Below are 18,938 nucleotides of genomic sequence, written 5' to 3'. Positions count from 1 at the left end.
GTTATGGGCTATTTTATAGATGTTATCATTCCTGTTCCGCTTCAAAAGCTGTTTACCTATAGCATTACGGCTTCAGAATTTAATTTTCTTAAAAAGGGCATGCGGGTGGCTGTGCCATTTGGGAAATCTAAAATTTATACGGGTATAGTTTCCAATATCCATCAAACGGGGCCAACGGCTTACGAGGCGAAGGAAATACATCAAATTTTGGATGATAAGCCTTTGGTAAATGAATTTCAGTTACAGCTTTGGCAATGGATAGCGTCGTACTATATGTGTACATTGGGTGATGTTATGCGAGCAGCTTTACCGAGTGCTTTTATTTTGGAGAGCGAGACGAGCATAGCTAGGACCAGTGACACTGCTATTGATGAATCGCTGCTGGAAGATGATGAGTTTTTGGTTTTTGAAGCCTTGCAGCACCAGTCGTCCTTAAAGATTCAGGATGTTATGGGGATACTTGACAAAAAACAAGTGCTACCCACCATTAAAAGGTTAATAGAAAAGAAAGCCGTTTATCTGGAGGAAGAGGTTTACGAAAAGTATAAGCCTAAATTGGTGCGTTATGTGAAGTTGCATGGTTATTATACTTCAGAAGCAGCACTGCAAAATTTATTGGAAGATTTAGGGCGGGCACATAAACAAAAGGATGTTGTACTGACTTTGTTTTCGATAGCGGCAAAAACAAAAAAACCGGTTAAGGTTGCAGATTTGTCAAGCCAAAGTAATGCATCGTCAGCAATTATTAAGGCCTTAATAGATAAAGGGGTTCTCGAGGAATATCATATTCAAACCGACAGGGTTCAATATACCGGTAATGATGCATTGGAGACAAAAACGCTCAATGCAGAACAAGTCCAGGCATTGGAGGCAATAAAAAAATCGTTTGCCAGCCATAACGTAACATTGCTCCATGGAGTTACATCGTCTGGCAAAACAGAAGTCTATTCAAAATTAATAGAAGATGTTGTAGCGCAAGGCAAGCAAGTGCTTTATTTATTGCCTGAAATAGCGTTGACTACCCAGCTTATTAGTAGGCTACAACGTTATTTTGGAGAGAGTGTTTCGGTATACCATTCAAAATACACTACAAATGAGCGTGTTGAGGTTTGGAATAATGTGTTGCACAATGTGGCAAAAGCCCAGATTGTTGTGGGGGCAAGGTCGTCGGTGTTTTTGCCGTTTAGTAATTTAGGACTCATTATCATTGACGAAGAACACGAACAGTCCTTCAAGCAATTCGATCCCGCCCCGCGTTATCATGCCCGTGATACAGCTATTGTTGTGGCTAGTATGCATCAGACAAAAACCCTATTAGGGTCAGCCACGCCTAGTTTGGAAAGTTTTTTTAATGTGAAACAGGGCAAGTATGGTTTTGCCGAGATAGCCAAGCGCTTTAATAATGTGTTAATGCCAGATATTCAATTGGTAGACTTGAAAGATAAGTATAAGCGTAAGCGTATGAAAGGACATTTTAGTGATACGCTTCTTGAAACTATGGCAGAAACTCTGGAAGAAGGTTATCAAATTATATTGTTTCAAAATAGAAGGGGCTTTTCTCCCATAGTGGAGTGCATTACTTGCGGGCATTCTCCACAGTGCCCTAATTGCGATGTAAGTTTAACATACCATCAATATAGAAATCAATTGCGATGCCATTATTGCGGGTATAATGCGGTCATGCATTTAAACTGTGAAGCTTGCGGAAGTTCAGAAATAGACTCCAAGGGTTTTGGTACCGAACAGATTGAAGAGGAAGTGAAAATATTGTTTCCTAACCATAAAGTTGCCCGAATGGATTTGGATACCACGCGTGGCAAATATGGGTACGAAAAGATTATCACGGCCTTAGAGCAGCAGGAAATTGATATTTTGGTAGGCACCCAAATGCTTACTAAGGGTTTGGATTTTAGAAACGTGAAGCTGGTTGGTGTAATGAATGCAGATACCATGCTAAATTTCCCCGATTTTAGGGCGCATGAACGAAGCTTCCAGTTAATGATGCAGGTTGCTGGGAGAGCAGGGCGTACCAATGAGCGTGGCAAGGTGTTAATTCAAACGTATAACCCTCATCATAATATTTTGCAACAGGTCTCTACAAACAATTATATAGATATGTTTAAGGAGCAGTTGAACGACAGATATAATTTTAAGTACCCGCCAATTTATAAATTGATAAAGATAACCTTAAAGCATAAAGATTTTAATAGGGTAGAGCAAGCTTCAATTTGGTTGGCAAAATCGTTGCGCCAAGTTTTTGCAGATTATGTTCTTGGTCCCGAGTCGCCACCTATTTCAAGAATAAGGAACCAGTACCATAAAAACATTTTGATAAAAATACCTCAAGGGCAATCCTTATCAAAAACAAAAGAAGCTATTATTAAAATAAATAACAGCTTCTTCAGTATTAAAGAATTTAGGTCGGTTAAAACGATTTTAAATGTTGACAACTTTTAGTGAGAGATAGATTATTTCAAAATCTCTAAATGTTATTTAAGGCATCAACCAGTTGGGTTTTTTTGTTCCTGCTTAAAGGAATCTCATAAGCACCAACTTCAACATTTTTACTATTGAATCGATCGATCTTGTCCAGATTAACGATATAAGATTTATGGATTCTTAAAAACTTATTTTCTGGTAATTCTTTTTCAAAAGCTTTCATTGTAGATAAAACAACCAGGCTTGTCTCTTCGGTAACTAATTTTACATAATCACCAAGCGCTTCAATCCATTTAATATCTTTAATGTAAACTTTACGTTTTTTAAGATTACTCTTAACAAAGATGTGTTCGCCATCTTCCTCGTTAAAGTCTAATTTTAGTTTGTGTTGCTCAAGAGCTTTTTCAACAGAAGTGTTGAAACGTTCCTTGGTAATAGGTTTATGTAGGTAATCGGTAGCATCGTAGTTAAATGCTTTAAATGCATATTCGGTTTTACCGGTTACAAAAATAATTTGAGGTTTGTTATTTAATACGTCTAGAAGTTCAAACCCATTTAATACAGGCATTTCAATATCTAAAAAGATAAGGTCAACTTGGTGCGTATTTAAACCATTCTTTGTTTCTAGAGCACTACTATACTCTGCAATTAAATTTAGAGACGGGTGGTTCTCTACCAATTTAACTATCGAGAGACGCTGTATTGCCGAGTCGTCTACTACTACACAGTTTAAAGTCATAACATTTTAATATTTCGGTTAAGTATCGACAATAGTACAAAAAATTCGGTTAAAAACCAAAAATCATCGATTAAATGCTTGATTTAACAAAATTTTAACATTTGAAAAAGGCTGCGTAATAAGTTGGGTTACACTTGCAATATATGAAATATTTAGTTATTTTTGCACCCATTTTTAACAATAAATCAGATTTTTATGAATCATTATGAAACTGTTTTCATCTTAAATCCCGTTTTATCTGATGAGCAGATAAAGGAAACAGTAAAGAAATACGAAGATTTTCTTGTTTCTAAAGGGGCTAAGATGGTATCTAAAGAAGATTGGGGACTAAAAAAATTAGCCTACCCTATCCAAAACAAGAAAAGTGGTTTTTACCATTTGTTTGAGTACACTGTGGCAGGTGATGTAATTGGCCAATTGGAATTGGAGTTTAAGCGCGATGAGCGTTTTATGCGTTACTTAACCGTTAAACTGGACAAGCATGCTGTTGCTTGGGCAGAAAGAAGAAGAGAAAAACTTAAAGTAAAAGCTTAATTATGTCGTCAATAGATCAACAAGCAAAAGGAAAAAAAGACGGAGAAATCAGGTATTTAACTCCGCTTAATATAGAAACCAACAAACAAAAGAAATACTGTCGTTTTAAAAAGTCTGGTATTAAGTACATAGACTATAAAGATCCAGATTTCTTATTAAAGTTTGTAAACGAGCAAGGTAAAATTTTACCACGTCGCTTAACAGGAACCTCTTTAAAGTATCAAAGAAAGGTATCTGTAGCTGTAAAAAGAGCACGTCACTTGGCTTTAATGCCTTACGTAGCAGATTTATTAAAATAAAATACCGATAACAATGGAACTTATATTAAAACAAGACGTTGAAAACTTAGGATTTAAAGACGATGTTGTAACAGTTAAGAACGGTTATGGTAGAAATTATTTAATTCCTCAAGGGCAAGCAATTTTAGCGACGCCATCTGCTAAAAAAGTATTGGCAGAGAACTTAAAGCAAAGAGCTTTTAAAGAAAAGAAAATTGTTGACGATGCCAATAAAATAGCTGAAGCATTAAAAGCATTAGAGGTTAAGATAACTTCTAAAGTTGGTGCTGGAGATAAATTATTTGGTTCTGTAAATAATATTGATGTTGCTGCTGCTTTAGAAAAAGAAGGGCATGAGATAGACAAGAAATTCATCAATGTGATTGGTGGAAATGTAAAACGTCTAGGTAAATATACCGCTATAGTACGTTTACATAGAGAAGTGACTGTAGAGTTACCTTTTGAAGTTATTGCACAGGCAAACTAGGATTATAAATAAAGTTTTTATTAAGAAAGGCTACCCAAAAGGTAGCCTTTTTTTTATTAAATTTGATAGTCTTTTTATGCGTGCATAATAAATAACTAACTCAATTAACAAAAACTCAGCTAAAATGAAAAAAGCTATCCTTTCTATTTTTTTTTCCTTTTTTGTATTACTTACTTTTTCGCAAGTAACAACATCAAACATTAAAGGGCTTATTACAGACCAAAATTCAGAACCACTTCCAGGTGCTAATGTCTTAGCCATACATACGCCAACAGGAACAAAGTATGGTGCGGCATCTAATATCGATGGTAGATTTAATTTGCTAAACTTAAGGGTAGGGGGACCATACTCTATAACTATTAGTTTTGTGGGATATCAAGAACAAGTGTTTAATGATGTGCATTTAACATTGGGAAAAACACAAAATATAGATGTTGTATTGGTGGAAGAAAGTCAGCAATTGGATGCTGTGGTTATTCAAGGTACTGGAGGAACCGGAACTTTTGGAAGTGATAGAACAGGGGCAGAAACGAGTGTTGGAAGGAGAGAAATCACTAGACTACCTACCATAACTAGGTCCCAGGCAGATTTTACCCGAATAGAGCCAACCGCCAGTGGAGGATCTTTTGGGGGTAGAAACGATCAATTTAACAACTTTTCATTGGACGGAGCCATTTTTAATAATCCGTTTGGATTAGATGCGGCCACTCCGGGAGGACAAACTGAGGCACAGCCTATCTCGTTAGATGCAATAGACCAAATACAGGTTACTACAGCGCCATATGATGTGACCCAGTCTGGGTTTACTGGGGCTTCTGTTAATGCCGTTACAAAAAGTGGTACGAACGAATTTAAAGGAACGGTTTATGGCTTTACCCGAAATGAAAAAATGACTGGAAAAAAAATTAAGGGAGAAGAAGTTGCCAGACCAGATCTAAACCAAACGCAGTATGGCCTAAGTATTGGAGGGCCCATAGTTAAAAATAAGCTGTTCTTTTTTGCAAATTTTGAAAGAGATGAAAGAGATGATCTTGGAACTAATGGGTGGACGCCTAATACAGGATCTGGAGCAGTTAATGAATCCAGGGTTTTAGAAAGCGATTTAATTGCTGTGAGGGATGCATTATTGGCTGCTGGTTATGACCCAGGAGCATACGAAGGGTTTACACATGCATCAGAATCAACAAAAGGCATCTTTAAACTAGATTGGAATATTAATGATAATAATCGTTTAGCCATTATTTATAATTTTCTAAATGCGTCAAAAGAAAAGCCCGCACACCCAACAGCTATAGCATTTAGGGGGCCTAATGCCAATACATTGCAGTTCCAAAATTCTGGTTATGAAATTAATAATGAACTAAGGTCTGTCCAAATAGAATTGAATTCAACATTATCAGAAAGTGCTTCAAATAAATTGCAGGTAGGGTATACGCATTTTAACGATTTTAGAAACCCTTTTTCAGTTCCAGCGCCTTCAATTAATATAACAAAAGGCGGGTCTAATTATATTATTGCCGGACATGAGCCTTTTTCAGTCCACAACAGGTTGGATCAAAAAGTATTTCAGTTTACCGATAATCTGAATTTTTATAAAGGAGACCATACCTATACTGTTGGGTTTTCATTTGAGAAATTTCAGTTTGATAACTCATTTAATTTAGTAAGCTATGGTTTTGACCTCTTTGGCAGTGTAGATATAGCCGATTTTGATGCTAGTGCTTACGATTTTGATACACCTAAAGATACCTTTGAAGCTAATAATGCTGTTCCAGAAGGAACACCAGGAGGTTGGGCATTGGCAGAAACAAATGTTGGTCAATTGGCATTTTATGTGCAAGACGAATGGAATATAACGGAAAAGCTTAAACTTACCTATGGAATACGAGTAGATAAGCCATTGTTCTTTGACTCTGCTGAAAAAGCACAAGAAGTGATTGATAGAGGTTTTGTACTACCAGATGTTTCCTATTACAATCCAAATACAGGGCAACGGGTAACAATTGATAACACACAAATGCCCAACAACGATTGGCTAATTTCGCCTAGAGTTGGTTTTAATTATGATGTTAATGGAGACGATACATTTCAATTGCGTGGCGGTTCTGGGTTGTTTACAGGACGTTTCCCTTTTGTGTGGTTAGGTAACCAGATAGCAAATCCAGATGCATTTTTCTTACAAGCTGTAGATCCAAATTACCAATTCCCCCAAGTGTGGCGTACTAATTTAGGAGTAGATAAAAGATTGGAAAATGGGCTGATATTAACAGCCGATCTTTCCTGTACTAAGGATATTAATGGTCCTCATGTACAACATTGGGGAGTATTACCACCTTCAGGAACATTACAGGGCATAGACAATAGACCTATTTATAAACCAGATGATGTGGTAACTTTTGACGGTTTTGTAGGTGATGGCCCTTATGTGTTTACAAACTCAGATAAAGGACGTATCTGGAATGCCTCCTTTAAGGCGCAGAAAACATTTGATAAAGGCTTGTATGCCATGCTTGCCTACAGCTATTTAAATGCAAAAGATGTCAATTCTATAGAAGCAGAAATTACCAGTGATGCCTTTAACGGCAATCCGGTAGTTGGAAACGTTAATAATGATGTCTTAGGTTTTTCTAAATATGGAGATACTCATAGGTTTATTGGGGTTGCCACTAAAAAATGGACCTATGCGAATGATAAATTGGCCACAACCATATCCACATTCTTTGAATATGCCCAGGGCGGTCGCTTTAATTATACCTATGGAGGAGATATAAATGGCGATGGTTCCAGTTTAAACGATTTAATATATATCCCTACACCAAGCGAGATTAACCAAATGCAGTTTGAAGGTACTGGCGATGCAGCAGCTTTAGAGGCTTATATACAACAGGACGATTATTTAAACGGTCGTCGTGGGAAGTATGCCGAGCGTTACGGCGCATTGGCACCATGGCGAGGACGTTGGGATATTAAAATTTTACAGGATTTTAATTTTAAAGTGTCTAAAGACAAAACCAATACGGTTCAGTTAAGTTTGGATGTTTTAAATATTGGGAACTTAATCAATTCAGATTGGGGTGTTATTCAACAACCTAATAGTGTACAGCCTATAGGGGTGACTGTTGATGGCAATGGCGTTCCAACATATTCATTTAATGAAAATTTAACCAAAACCTTTGTATACGACTCCGGTTTGGCATCCAGATGGCAGGCACAGTTTGGTTTACGCTATATTTTCTAGAATGCTAGTTTTAATATTATTAAATTTGCGCTCTTAATTGTAAGGGCGCATTTTTTTTTTATAATAATTTGCATCAGTATGTTAAAAGACAAGAATAGACACAAGGCATGAAGTATTCCAGACTTACCAAAGAACAATTTGAAGAATTACACCAAGAGTTCATTAATTTTTTAGCAACCCAATCCATTACAGCAGATGAGTGGGACAATTTAAAGCAGAACAAACCAGAATTGGCAGAAACAGAGCTGGATGTGTTTAGTGACCTTATTTGGGAAGGTGTTTTAAACCAGGCCGAATTTTTAGAACATATCTCGGCACAGCATATGTACTTGTTCCATTTAAGAGAGGATAAAATGAGTGCTATTGTTTTAAACGTTAAAAACGATGTGGATATTACCACTAAGGAAGGGTATCAGTGGCTTCGAGAGCATTTAATGGATGATAATGTAGAGTTCTTTCAAGCCGATAAGGATTATAGCGACGATAAAAATTTAGATAAGTTTAAAATGATCGAACAAGGTGCCGTAATCACTAAAGGTGATTTGTACAAGTATTTTGATAAGCTTATTAATTAGCATCATGACGCGAGAAGAATGATTAAAGTAATTCCATTAAAATTAAGTCGCTAATTAGATTTTAGAGGTTGCCACGCTTTTTTTGTGAAAAAGCTCGCAATGATAAATCCATAAACCAAATTGTCGTTCCTGAGCAGTCAGGAATCCATTAAAACTATTATTTTTGTCATTTCTGCACAGGCAGGAATCCACTATAAATATTTTGAATAATTAAAAAGATACCTGATTTATCAGGCATTGATATGGCTCAAAAACCAAGCATTCCTAAAGGTACCCGAGATTTTAATCCAGAACAGGTAGCCAAACGTAATTATATATTCAATACCATTCGTAGCACTTTCGAAACGTTTGGATTTCAACCTATAGAAACCCCAAGTTTTGAAAATTCTGAAACTTTAATGGGCAAATATGGCGATGAAGGTGACCGACTCATTTTTAAGATTCTGAATTCGGGAGATTATTTAGCGAAAGCTAATCAAGAAGCCATTGACAATAAAGACTCAAATAAATTAACAGCCAGTATCTCCGAAAAAGCCCTACGCTACGATTTAACGGTGCCTTTTGCGCGTTATGTGGTACAACACCAAAACGAGATAGAGTTCCCGTTTAAACGTTACCAAATACAACCTGTATGGCGAGCCGATAGGCCACAAAAAGGAAGGTTTAGAGAATTTTACCAATGCGATGCCGATGTTGTAGGGAGCAAATCGCTTTGGCAAGAAGTAGAGTTTATCCAATTATACGATAGTGTTTTTACCGCATTAAAACTAGAAGGTGTTACCATAAAAATTAATAACCGTAAGATCCTTTCTGGTATCGCAGAGGTTATTGGTGCTAGTGATAAGCTTATAGATTTTACGGTAGCATTGGATAAATTGGATAAAATAGGAGAGGAAAAAGTAAAGGAGGAAATGTTGTCTAAGGGTATTTCAGAAGATGGAATTACTAAATTACAACCTTTATTTTCATTATCAGGTACTTTTGAAGCGCAAATAGAAAGCTTAAAAGCGATTTTATCAACATCTGAAGTTGGGCTAAAAGGAATAGAAGAGCTGGCATTTATAGATTCTGCTATTTCAGAATTAGGTTTAACAACTGCCAGTTTGCAATTAGACGTTACCTTGGCACGAGGTTTAAATTACTATACAGGGGCTATTTTTGAAGTGTCTGCCCCTAAAACCGTAAAAATAGGATCCATAGGAGGCGGAGGCCGTTATGATGACCTAACTGGCATTTTTGGGATGAAGGATATGAGTGGTGTAGGGATTAGCTTTGGTTTAGATCGTATTTATTTGGTGTTGGAAGAGTTGAATCTTTTCCCGAAAACGGTAACTAAAAATATTGACGTCCTGTTCATTAATTTTGGAGAAGCCGAAGCGTTGTTTTCACTTAAGGCTATTAAGCAATTGCGTTTAAATGGTGTTAATGCAGAACTATACCCAGATGCGGCTAAAATGAAAAAGCAGATGAACCATGCCAATAAACGTCATATTCCTTTTGTGGTTTTAGTGGGAGAGCAGGAAATGGCTTCAAATACATACACTTTAAAAATTATGGGATCTGGAGAACAGTTAAAGGTTTCTTTGGAGGATTTGGTTTTAAAGGTAAAATAAAAAGAGCCCAATTTGGGCTCTTTTTATTTGTAGAGTTAATGGTAGATTTGGGACTAACATGACTAACTCAAACAAAATCCAACTAAAACTTAGTGCATAGGTCTTTTAATGGTTAATTTATTATAAGTTGTTTTGAGGACACTTTTCCGTCATCGGTTTCTACTGCGACTATGCAATAACTGTTGTTCAAATGGTCTAAACTTGTTTTTACAAAACTGTCCCTTAAATTATTTAATGAAAATTGTTTTTTGCCGTTAATGTCATAAATAGTAATAGCGTTTATATTATTTCCTGTTTTGGTTTTTATAAACAGTTCTTTGGTATTTCTTAAGAAATTTATCTGGGCATGCTCTAACGTTTCATCTGGATTGGAAAGGCTACTTTTTGCAAAGCTCGATTTGGCGCTATTATTAAAGGTTACATAAAACCGATCTACATACTCGCCACTTTCCATATAAGATGCGTAATCTGAATCATTGATTTGTGTATAGGTGTCTAGCACGGCATCATAGATGAAGACATTTATTGATGAATCGAAATTATAAGTGCCTGCTAAATCTATTTTAATATTTCCTGAATTTGTTAAATATAAACCGAGAGGGTATGTTTTAGTATCATCAAAAGCTCCAACCCCTTGTATAACATAGCGTTTGTTTTCAATGGTCCAATCTAAATCATCGGTGAATGGATATACGTTTAATGAATCGTAACCATAATCATAGCCATCGGTAGCACTGTTGTCTGGTGTAAAACCTAGTAAAATATGACGAACATAACCATTGGGCGTCGTAAAGTCCAGTTGTAGTTTTTGCATCTCATCCTGGGCATGTAACCCTTGATAGCCCATCAAAGTTATAGCCAAAAGGAGAAACCATGATTTTATGTAGGTTGCTTTCATCATTAATTTGGGGTTAGATGAATGTTGGGTTAATTTATCACAGCTAAAATAAGTTTTTTAAACCAAAAAACCTATGAAATACAAAAATAATCGATGAAATGCATTTTCGTATTAAATTGTAATATTATGCTTTCTTGAAGAGGTAGGTGTTGAAGGTGTGGTTTAAGAACTAAGAATGCATACTATAATTAAAAAATTAGGACAGATTTTGAAAAAGAAAAAGGCAGAATTCTTTTTGGATTAGAATTCAGCCTTTACCATTTTTAGTTATTCCTTATTGCAATATTGCTTTATTGGCTAATTACAATTTTTTTGTTGATACTACCAAGATCGGTTTGGACTTTTACAATATAGCTACCTTCTGCAACAGAGCCTACAGGAATTTTTATTTCATTAGAAGTAAATCCTTTACTATTTGTACTATTCCACGTTTTGATGGTTTGTCCTAAAATATTCAACAAATACACCTGTTTTATTTCTGTTTGATTAACTGTAGAAATATATATTTCCCTACTGTTTCTCAAATAATTAATACTGGTTGTATTTACTAGTTCTTCATTTGCAGATAAAGAATTGTCTTTTTGGAACGTTATATAGAATCTATCCAAGTAATTTCCTGGATCGATTTCAATCTCGAAACTTTTATTGTTAATTTTAGCGTAAGTTCCCAGAAGGGCATCATAAACATAGACTTTAGTGCTTGGATCTAATCCTTCCAAAGCATTTAAGGCAATTTCTATTTTTCCTCCATTTTTTAGGTATAAGCCTAATGGAAGTAATTTGGTTTCGTCGAAATCACCAACCCCTTGGATTTCAAATTTTCTGTCGTTAATGAGCCATAATAAATCGTCAGGAAGATTATTGTGTTTTGGAGCATCGTAACCATAATCAAAATCGTCTGTCGCTTCACCACCGGAAACAAAACCTAATAACAATGGGCGTATAGCACCTTTGGGAGATATAAAATCTATACGTAAACGTTTGATGTCTTCCGAACTTTCTTTAGGCGGAGCATTGTTGTTTTTGCCTTTTTTATTTCCTGATGATTTAAAGAATACAGATCCTGAATTAGACCCAAATCCAGTTACTTCTTCTCTTTTAAATACCCGTTGGTCGTTATTAAATTCAACAAGACCTCCAATGGGAGCTTCAGAATCAGTTAAATCCTCATCAACAGCTTTTACATAGAAGCCTTGTCCAACAGGAATGTAACGTTCTGGAACTTTAGTACCTGTTCCTCCGGTAATTGTGTAGCCTTCCACGGTTGGAGGCGGAGTGGTTGCAGCAATACCCCCAACTTTGTTTAATACGGCAAAGCCTGCAAGGTAATCCCTCAAAATATGGGTGTTGTTACCTACATAATGATCCCAGAAGTATAATGATCCAGAAATGGCATTGGATCCCAATGGACCATTATCATCAATAAAAGCATTGGCATCGATGGCAGATGGATATGGATTGCCCACTAAGGCATCGTTATTCACATTTATTGGGGTCGTTATGGTATTGTTGTTGGGTTTGCCTACAAACACATAGTTTTGTGTACCAGCAACACCAGGGGTGTAGTTTACAGCACTTCCTTTCATTAAATTACCAAGACCAGCATTAATAGAACTACCACTACCTACACGATTCCATGCAGCATAAGTATTTGTTGCGTAATTCTCATAGGTGTACAGCCAGCGCGTACTTACGGTTATAGGGTCTGAATTAGAAGCTGTATGGTAGCTTATCCAGTTTATTGTTTTTGGGAGATTTGTATTGGTTCCGTCACGCAAGATACCTCCAATGGTTCTTGGGTTATTATTGCTTCCAACAATTTGTGGTCCTACAGGTGATCCCCAATCGTTATAATTATAGGGATTGTTGGTGCCTTGTTGGTCGCGTTCTAAGAAACCACTACTCATCACATCTAAAATACTTTCGTTTACTTGAGTAGGCGTATATCTTTTTTGAACCAATTGAGATTCACCTACCAAATCAATTTGGCCATCCAATCTAAGGTAGTGTGTTACCCATAATCCTGTGCCATCATTAGTTTCGTCCTGGGTTCCAGGGCCAGTAATGGTTAGCTCGTTACTATTTACTAATAAACCTAAAACAGTTACATCTTGTGTGTCTGAGGTTACATTATGTTCTGTCCTAACAATATTCCAATCAATTGGAGAGCCATCTATGCCAGTACTATTTGGGTGATCCCATACAGAGTGTCCCCATTGCCAAGGAGAGGCAGCGTCATTATTTCCTGTGTTTACTGCATTCCAATTACCATCTTCATCGGTAAAGTAAGGTACCGGTGCGGTCTCTTCTTGTGTTGTTTCAATATTACGCATTTGTCCATCAGGGCCAATTCCAAATGTAGAAAGCAAATATCCTGTTCCTGAGAGGGCAGTAGGTTGAAGCATCCTATAGTAGCCATCCAAGCTCGACCAGTTTAAACCAGGAATATCTATTGGAACAACAGTACCTCTAGTAGCCGTACCATTGCTTTCTATAGTTTGGTTCATCATATGTCGTATTTGTTCTTTGGTAAGTGCTACGTTCCATACACGAAGTTCTTGCATCCAGCCACTGTAATAATTCACAGGGTTTGGATTGCCTCCAGCTGGATTTTGATCCATTGCACCTAACATAAATTCATAGCTGTTAGATGTTGGGGCAGAGCCACTTCCTGTACCCACTTGAATGCCATCTACATAAAGTATATAGTTAGAGCCGTCGAAAGTCACTGCGATATGATACCATCTAGTGGTACTTAAAGCATTTGATGCCGTTATACCACTTCCGTTATAATTAAAGGATAAACTAGTGCCTTGTAGTCTTAAATCGTAACCATGCGTGAGGTCGGTTGCATCTCTTTTTGATAAAATCGTTTGAATGGCATTGTTGGCACCACCATCATTTTGATTTGGATCTGGCTTAATCCAAATTTCAAAACTAAAGTTAGAGCTTACATTATACTGATCGTGGAAAGTAACGTGGTCGTTATCGCCATCAAAGTCTAGTGTGTTACATCCTTCACCAAAAGTAATCTCTACAACATCTTGCGCACAATCTATTTCCCAGATTAGTTGGTATGTTGTCCCTGCTTGACCAGTAAAAATAGCATTGGGGTTGGTGTTATCCGAAAAACTACCTCCTGTCCCAGATATAATATCCCAAGCTCCCTGTAATACGTTACCATCAGAATCTGTTCCTGAGGCACTTAAAGTCGTTGTTACAACACCGCAATTCTCAACGCTTAAATCTTGGTCTGGTCCTGCACTTGCAAAAGTTTCCAATGGTTGAGTTACATCAATGGAAGCATATTCATTACATCCATTGGCGTCTGTAACTGTAACGGTATAGGTGCCAACCGCTAAATTAATAGCGGTCTGGGTGGTTTGACCATCACTCCATAAATAAGAATAAGGTGCTGTACCACCAGAAGGGTAAATTTTTGCTGTGCCACCATTGGCACCATTGTAACATTGTGGTTCATTAAATTCTGTTGATAATGTTAGTGCAGTTGGTTGGGTAATGGTGACGTTTCTTGAAATTTCACAGCCGTTAGCATCTGTTGCTATAACATTATAGGTTCCTGGTGCTAATGCTGTTGCTGTTTGCGTTGTTTGTCCGTTATCCCAAGAATATGAGTATGGAGGTGTTCCTCCAGCAACATTTATAGTTGCCGTACCATTTGCAGCTCCGTTACAGGTTACATTTGTTTTTCCTGTGCTTGCATTTAATGCAGTAGGTTGGCCAATAGTTACGCTAGCGGTTGTAGTACAATCATTGGCGTCAGTAACTATTACAGAGTAGCTTCCAGCTACTAAGCCTGTGGCTGTTTGGGTTGTTTGACCATCATTCCATAGGTATGTATACCCAGGAGTGCCTCCATTTGGTGTTACGGTTGCAGTACCATTACTGTCTCCATAACAGAGCGGTTCTTCACCTGTAGCCGCAGCTGTTAATAACGGTGGATCTGTAATAATAACAGAGTCTGAATCTGTACAACCATTAGCATCAGTAACGATTACAGTATAAGTGCCTGCGCTTAAATTAGTTGCTGTTTGTGTGGTTTGGCCATTAGACCAAGCATAGGTATATGGTTCGGTTCCACCCGTTACATTTGCCTGCGCATAGCCATTAGAGCCTCCATGACAAGGGGGTACATTAGGGTCGAAACTAACAATTGAAAGCTCTGCTGGTTCTCCAACAGTCACAGAAGTAGTAAAGGTATACGGGTCTGAAACGGTCATTTCTAAATCCTCGTCGTAATAGGTGTTGGAATCGGTAACCGTTACCGTATATGTTCCAGGGCTTAATCCTGTTTGGTCTTTGGCTGTTGTGTCTAAACCGCTACCATCTGAGGTAGTCCATAAATAGCTATAAGGAGGCGTTCCGCCAAAGGCTTCAACTGTGGCTGTTCCATCGTTTGTGCCTGCGTAGCATGAAATATCAGTTGCTGTAGCAATGGCTGTTAAAGGTGAGCTTACGGCAATATCAAATCCAGGACAAAAACACTTTGGTTCACGTTGGCCACATGGTGTTTTAGCCAACTTGGTCCAAGAAATTAAGAATTTAGAAATTTCAATCGTACTACCACAAACATAATTGTCGTCAATAAATAAATAGGCCGCCCCTGTTCCAATTTTCTCACCTTCATATAAACATTCTTCAATGGATTCTACCGTAACTTCTCCAGTTAATGGGTGAGTGGTTACATATTCTGCTACCACATTCAGGTTGTAGTTGGTATTATCGCCATGATCCAAATAAAACCATATATATATAGGTTCTGAAATTATTGTTCCAGGTGAGCCGCATGAACCGAGTTGGTTTCCGTTGGCATCTCCAATATACCAATCCAATAGCTGATAATCTTGTGAAACACAACGATCGCATGCAACATCAAACTCAATACAGGAATCAATAAAAATATTGAATGAATAACTAACGGATTGTCCAGAATCATCAGTAACTGTAAGGGCTACAGTTTTGTTACCTCCTATGGAGTATATAATTTCTTTGGTTGAGTTATCATCAGGATTGTTGCCTAGAAGACTGGAATTGGCTCCAAAACTCCAAGAATAGGTCAAGTTTCCATATCCACCAGTTATTAAAGGATTGCCGTTAACATCAAGTAATCTAATATATAAGTGTTGAAGGTCTACTGATTCATTTGGGTCGCAAGCTGCTTCATAATCTAAAACAATATCAATAATATCAGCAACAATAACATTTCCTACAACTTGACAGCCTTTGCTGTCTGTTACAGTAACTGAATAAGAACCTTGAACCAGACCTGTTGCCGTCGCAGTGGTTTGTCCGTTGCTCCAAGAATAGGAATAAGGACCAACACCGCCACTAGGGGTCGCAGTTGCAGTACCGTCCGATTGACCAACACCAGAAGTAACGGTTGTTGCCATAGAGACAGATAAAGCGGTAGGGTCTGAGTAAGTGACTGACTCTATAACATCACATCCACTTGCATCTGTAATAGTAACATTATAATTGCCAGGAGCAAGGTTTGTGGCTGTTTGTGAGGTTTGGCCATTACTCCATAAATAAGTGTATGGTCCTACGCCGCCAGTAGGGCTAACTGTAGCAGTACCACTATTTGTGTTGGCACAACCATTAGTGTCTGTTGTGAACGTGGCTGTAATTTCAGTAGATTCGGTTATAACAACATCAATTTCTTTTTCACATCCATTGGCATCAACTACGCCCATAGTATAAGTGCCGTCCGTTAAGTTTGAAAACACATTATTAGAGGTTGTAGCACCGCCATTTTTACTATATAAATAAGGGCCAACCCCACCAGTTACAGATAAAGTTATTGAGCCATCATTACCATTATAACAAGTAACATTAGTGTGGCTTTCAGATAATATAATCTCATCAGGCTCTGATATGGTTACAGTTGCTGTGACAGGACAGTTATAAAAATCTGTAACGGTTAATGTGTAGGTTCCAGCAGCCAAACCTGTAGCAGCTAAAGTGGTCTGTTCGCTCGGGTCATCCCACAAATAAGTATAAGGGGCTTTACCTCCAGAAACAACACCACTGGCGCTACCAGAAGCTTCGCTATGACATAAAGGATTTTGCCAACTTGGAATTTCTACTTTAACACGAGTTGATTCATTAATCACAACTTCAACAGGATCAGATAAACAATTTTGCGAGTCTCTTACTTGGAAATAATAAGTTCCATCAAGTAGTCCTCCAAAATCACCATCTGTTGTCCAAGACACAGTAGAATCTCCTGTCATTTGATATTCATATCCACCATTACCACCTAGACCATTAACAATAACGCCTTTAGAGCCAGGCTCAAAGCAATTTGCATCGGTTAACTGTACGTCTGCAATAAGTGCTTCGGTAGGTCCATTAAGGGTAACGGCTTGATCTGTTGTACAGCCATTGGCATCCTTTACGGTTACTGTATGGGCACCACCAATTAAATTGTTAAATGTACCACTACTTTGGTAGGCACCACCATCAATACTATAGGTATAAGGCGATGTGCCATTTGATCCAGCTACAGTAACAGTCCCTTGAGGGCTATCAAAGCAAAATAGATTAGTGGACTGCGATGTTATGGATGAGGTTAATTGTGTAGGCTGGTTAATTGTTACAGTACATGTACTGGAACATCCTTCAGCATCAGTAACCGTTACCGTATGTGTTCCTGCGTGTAGGGCGTTAGGATCCAGACTACCCCAATCGTAAGTGTAAGGGCCGTTTCCTCCAGAACCTGAAACTGTAGCTATACCATCAGACCCTCCATAACAACTAACGTGTTGTGTAACCGTTGTGTTACAAACAACAGGGTCTATAGTTATGGTTTGCGTAGCTGTTGAATCGTTACCGGCATTATCTGTGAATGTCCAGGTAATGGTTGTTGTTGATGTAATGGGAAATGCAGTGTTAGAAACACCTGATATATTACCACCTGTACAATTATCGGTTGTAGTAGGTGTGGCAGGCGTATAGGCGCATCCCCAGGTAATATCGGTTAATGTTGGTACAAATGGAGGGATATTATCGACTACAGTTACATCTGCAAAACAATCAGAGGAATTGTTATTTGAATCCGTTACGGTTAATCTAATCGAATTAGAGCCTAAATCAGAACAGTCAAATGACGTTTGGCTAGCAACGCGATTTATAATACCACAAGCATCAGTTGAACCACCATCAATATCATCAGCGGTTAGAGAACCATTTCCATTGGAATCTAAATATACGGTGTATGCTTGGCATACAGCATTGGGCTGTACATTATCTTCAACGATTACAGTAGCAGTACAGGTGTCTGTATTGCCTCCACCATCTGTAGCTGTTAAGGTAACGGTATTTGATCCTACATCTGTACAATCAAAAGTTGTTTGACTTAAAGATAAAGTGACGCCGCAGGGGTTGTCTCCATCATGACTACCATTATCTAATAATGCTGGATCTAAAACATAGTTTCCAGTATTGTCTAGTTGAACTGTTAAAGGAGTTGCTCTACATATAGCGGTTGGGGGAATGTCATCAACAACTGTAACATTGGCAGTACAAGTTGATGTGTTACCGGCATTATCGGTTACAATTAAATCCACTTGCATAACTCCAACATCATTACAAGTGATTGTGCCATTCCATCCATTGGCAAAGGAAACACTTACGCCTCCACAATTGTCGTAACTACCATCATTAATATCATTGGTATTTAATTTGTCACCTTGTGTATTGGCGCCGTCAGAATCTAAAATAATTGTGTAGTCTTTGCATTGTGCTACTGGAGGTTCAGTATCATTTACGGTTACTGTAAAACTACAACTATCAGTATTCCCTGCCGGGTCGGTAGCAGTATAGGTTACAGTAGTTGTGCCTACGTTAAAGGAATCTCCAGGATTATGAGTACTGGTTATTGTAACAGAACAGTTATCACTGGCAGTTGGTGGTGTCCAAGTGGCTGTATTGTTACATTGCCCAGGGATATTGTTAAGGGTGATATTTAAGGGGCAGTTGGAAATAACAGGAGCTGTTGTATCATCAATCACCACAGTTTGAGTTTGTGTTGAAGTATTGCCATTGCCATCATCATAGGTCCAGGTGATGGAATAGGTTCCTTGTTCGGTATATGATGTAGGATCCGTAGTTGTTC

At 37.8% G+C, this 18,938-nt stretch carries 10 protein-coding genes; 7 read left to right on the top strand and 3 right to left on the bottom strand.

The annotated features are described in order from the left end of the window. Positions 1–3 precede the first annotated feature (3 nt). Positions 4–2,457, top strand: a complete 2,454-nt coding sequence (gene priA / locus MR062_RS15705) for a replication restart helicase PriA (RefSeq protein WP_242205996.1) — start codon at positions 4–6, stop codon at positions 2,455–2,457. A gap of 25 nt (positions 2,458–2,482) precedes the next feature. On the opposite strand, the gene MR062_RS15700 is transcribed toward priA, so the two are convergent. Beyond that, on the bottom strand, positions 2,483–3,178 hold the full coding sequence (locus MR062_RS15700) for a LytR/AlgR family response regulator transcription factor (protein WP_242205994.1): 696 nt from the start codon (positions 3,176–3,178) through the stop codon (positions 2,483–2,485). A gap of 195 nt (positions 3,179–3,373) precedes the next feature. Here MR062_RS15700 and rpsF point away from each other — a divergent pair, with 195 nt between their 5' ends. The 6 genes from rpsF to hisS all read left to right on the top strand — a co-directional run bounded on the left by rpsF (position 3,374) and on the right by hisS (position 9,903). Beyond that, the gene (gene rpsF, locus MR062_RS15695; protein ID WP_242205992.1) at positions 3,374–3,712 is read left to right on the top strand and encodes a 30S ribosomal protein S6; all 339 of its coding nucleotides are present in this window, start codon (positions 3,374–3,376) and stop codon (positions 3,710–3,712) included. A 2-nt stretch (positions 3,713–3,714) separates the two neighbouring features. Beyond that, positions 3,715–4,011, top strand: a complete 297-nt coding sequence (gene rpsR, locus MR062_RS15690) for a 30S ribosomal protein S18 (protein ID WP_242205990.1) — start codon at positions 3,715–3,717, stop codon at positions 4,009–4,011. A 13-nt stretch (positions 4,012–4,024) separates the two neighbouring features. Continuing rightward, complete coding sequence (gene rplI / locus MR062_RS15685; RefSeq protein ID WP_242205988.1) at positions 4,025–4,477, top strand: 50S ribosomal protein L9; 453 nt, start codon at positions 4,025–4,027, stop codon at positions 4,475–4,477. 124 nt (positions 4,478–4,601) lie between these two features. Then, a complete protein-coding gene (locus MR062_RS15680) occupies positions 4,602–7,715 on the top strand; it encodes a TonB-dependent receptor (protein WP_242205987.1) in 3,114 nt (1,037 codons plus the stop codon). A gap of 107 nt (positions 7,716–7,822) precedes the next feature. Further along, entirely contained in the window at positions 7,823–8,290 is a 468-nt protein-coding gene (locus tag MR062_RS15675) for a DUF6495 family protein (protein WP_242205985.1), read from the top strand. 242 nt (positions 8,291–8,532) lie between these two features. Beyond that, positions 8,533–9,903, top strand: coding sequence for a histidine--tRNA ligase (gene hisS, locus MR062_RS15670; protein WP_242205983.1), 1,371 nt, complete (start codon positions 8,533–8,535; stop codon positions 9,901–9,903). Between the two features lie 112 nt (positions 9,904–10,015). Here the strand turns inward: hisS and MR062_RS15665 are convergent, their stop codons facing one another. Then, complete coding sequence (locus MR062_RS15665) at positions 10,016–10,804, bottom strand: hypothetical protein (RefSeq protein WP_242205981.1); 789 nt, start codon at positions 10,802–10,804, stop codon at positions 10,016–10,018. A 287-nt stretch (positions 10,805–11,091) separates the two neighbouring features. After that, the coding region (locus MR062_RS15660; RefSeq protein WP_242205980.1) for an HYR domain-containing protein at positions 11,092–18,938 on the bottom strand (7,847 nt) is incomplete at its 5' end.

Origin of the sequence: Aestuariivivens insulae (assembly GCF_022662195.1) — a bacterium.
In the GTDB taxonomy this organism is placed as follows: domain Bacteria; phylum Bacteroidota; class Bacteroidia; order Flavobacteriales; family Flavobacteriaceae; genus Aestuariivivens; species Aestuariivivens insulae.
The sequence above is the reverse complement of the archived record's forward strand: the minus strand, read 5'-3'. Positions and strand labels throughout refer to the sequence as shown.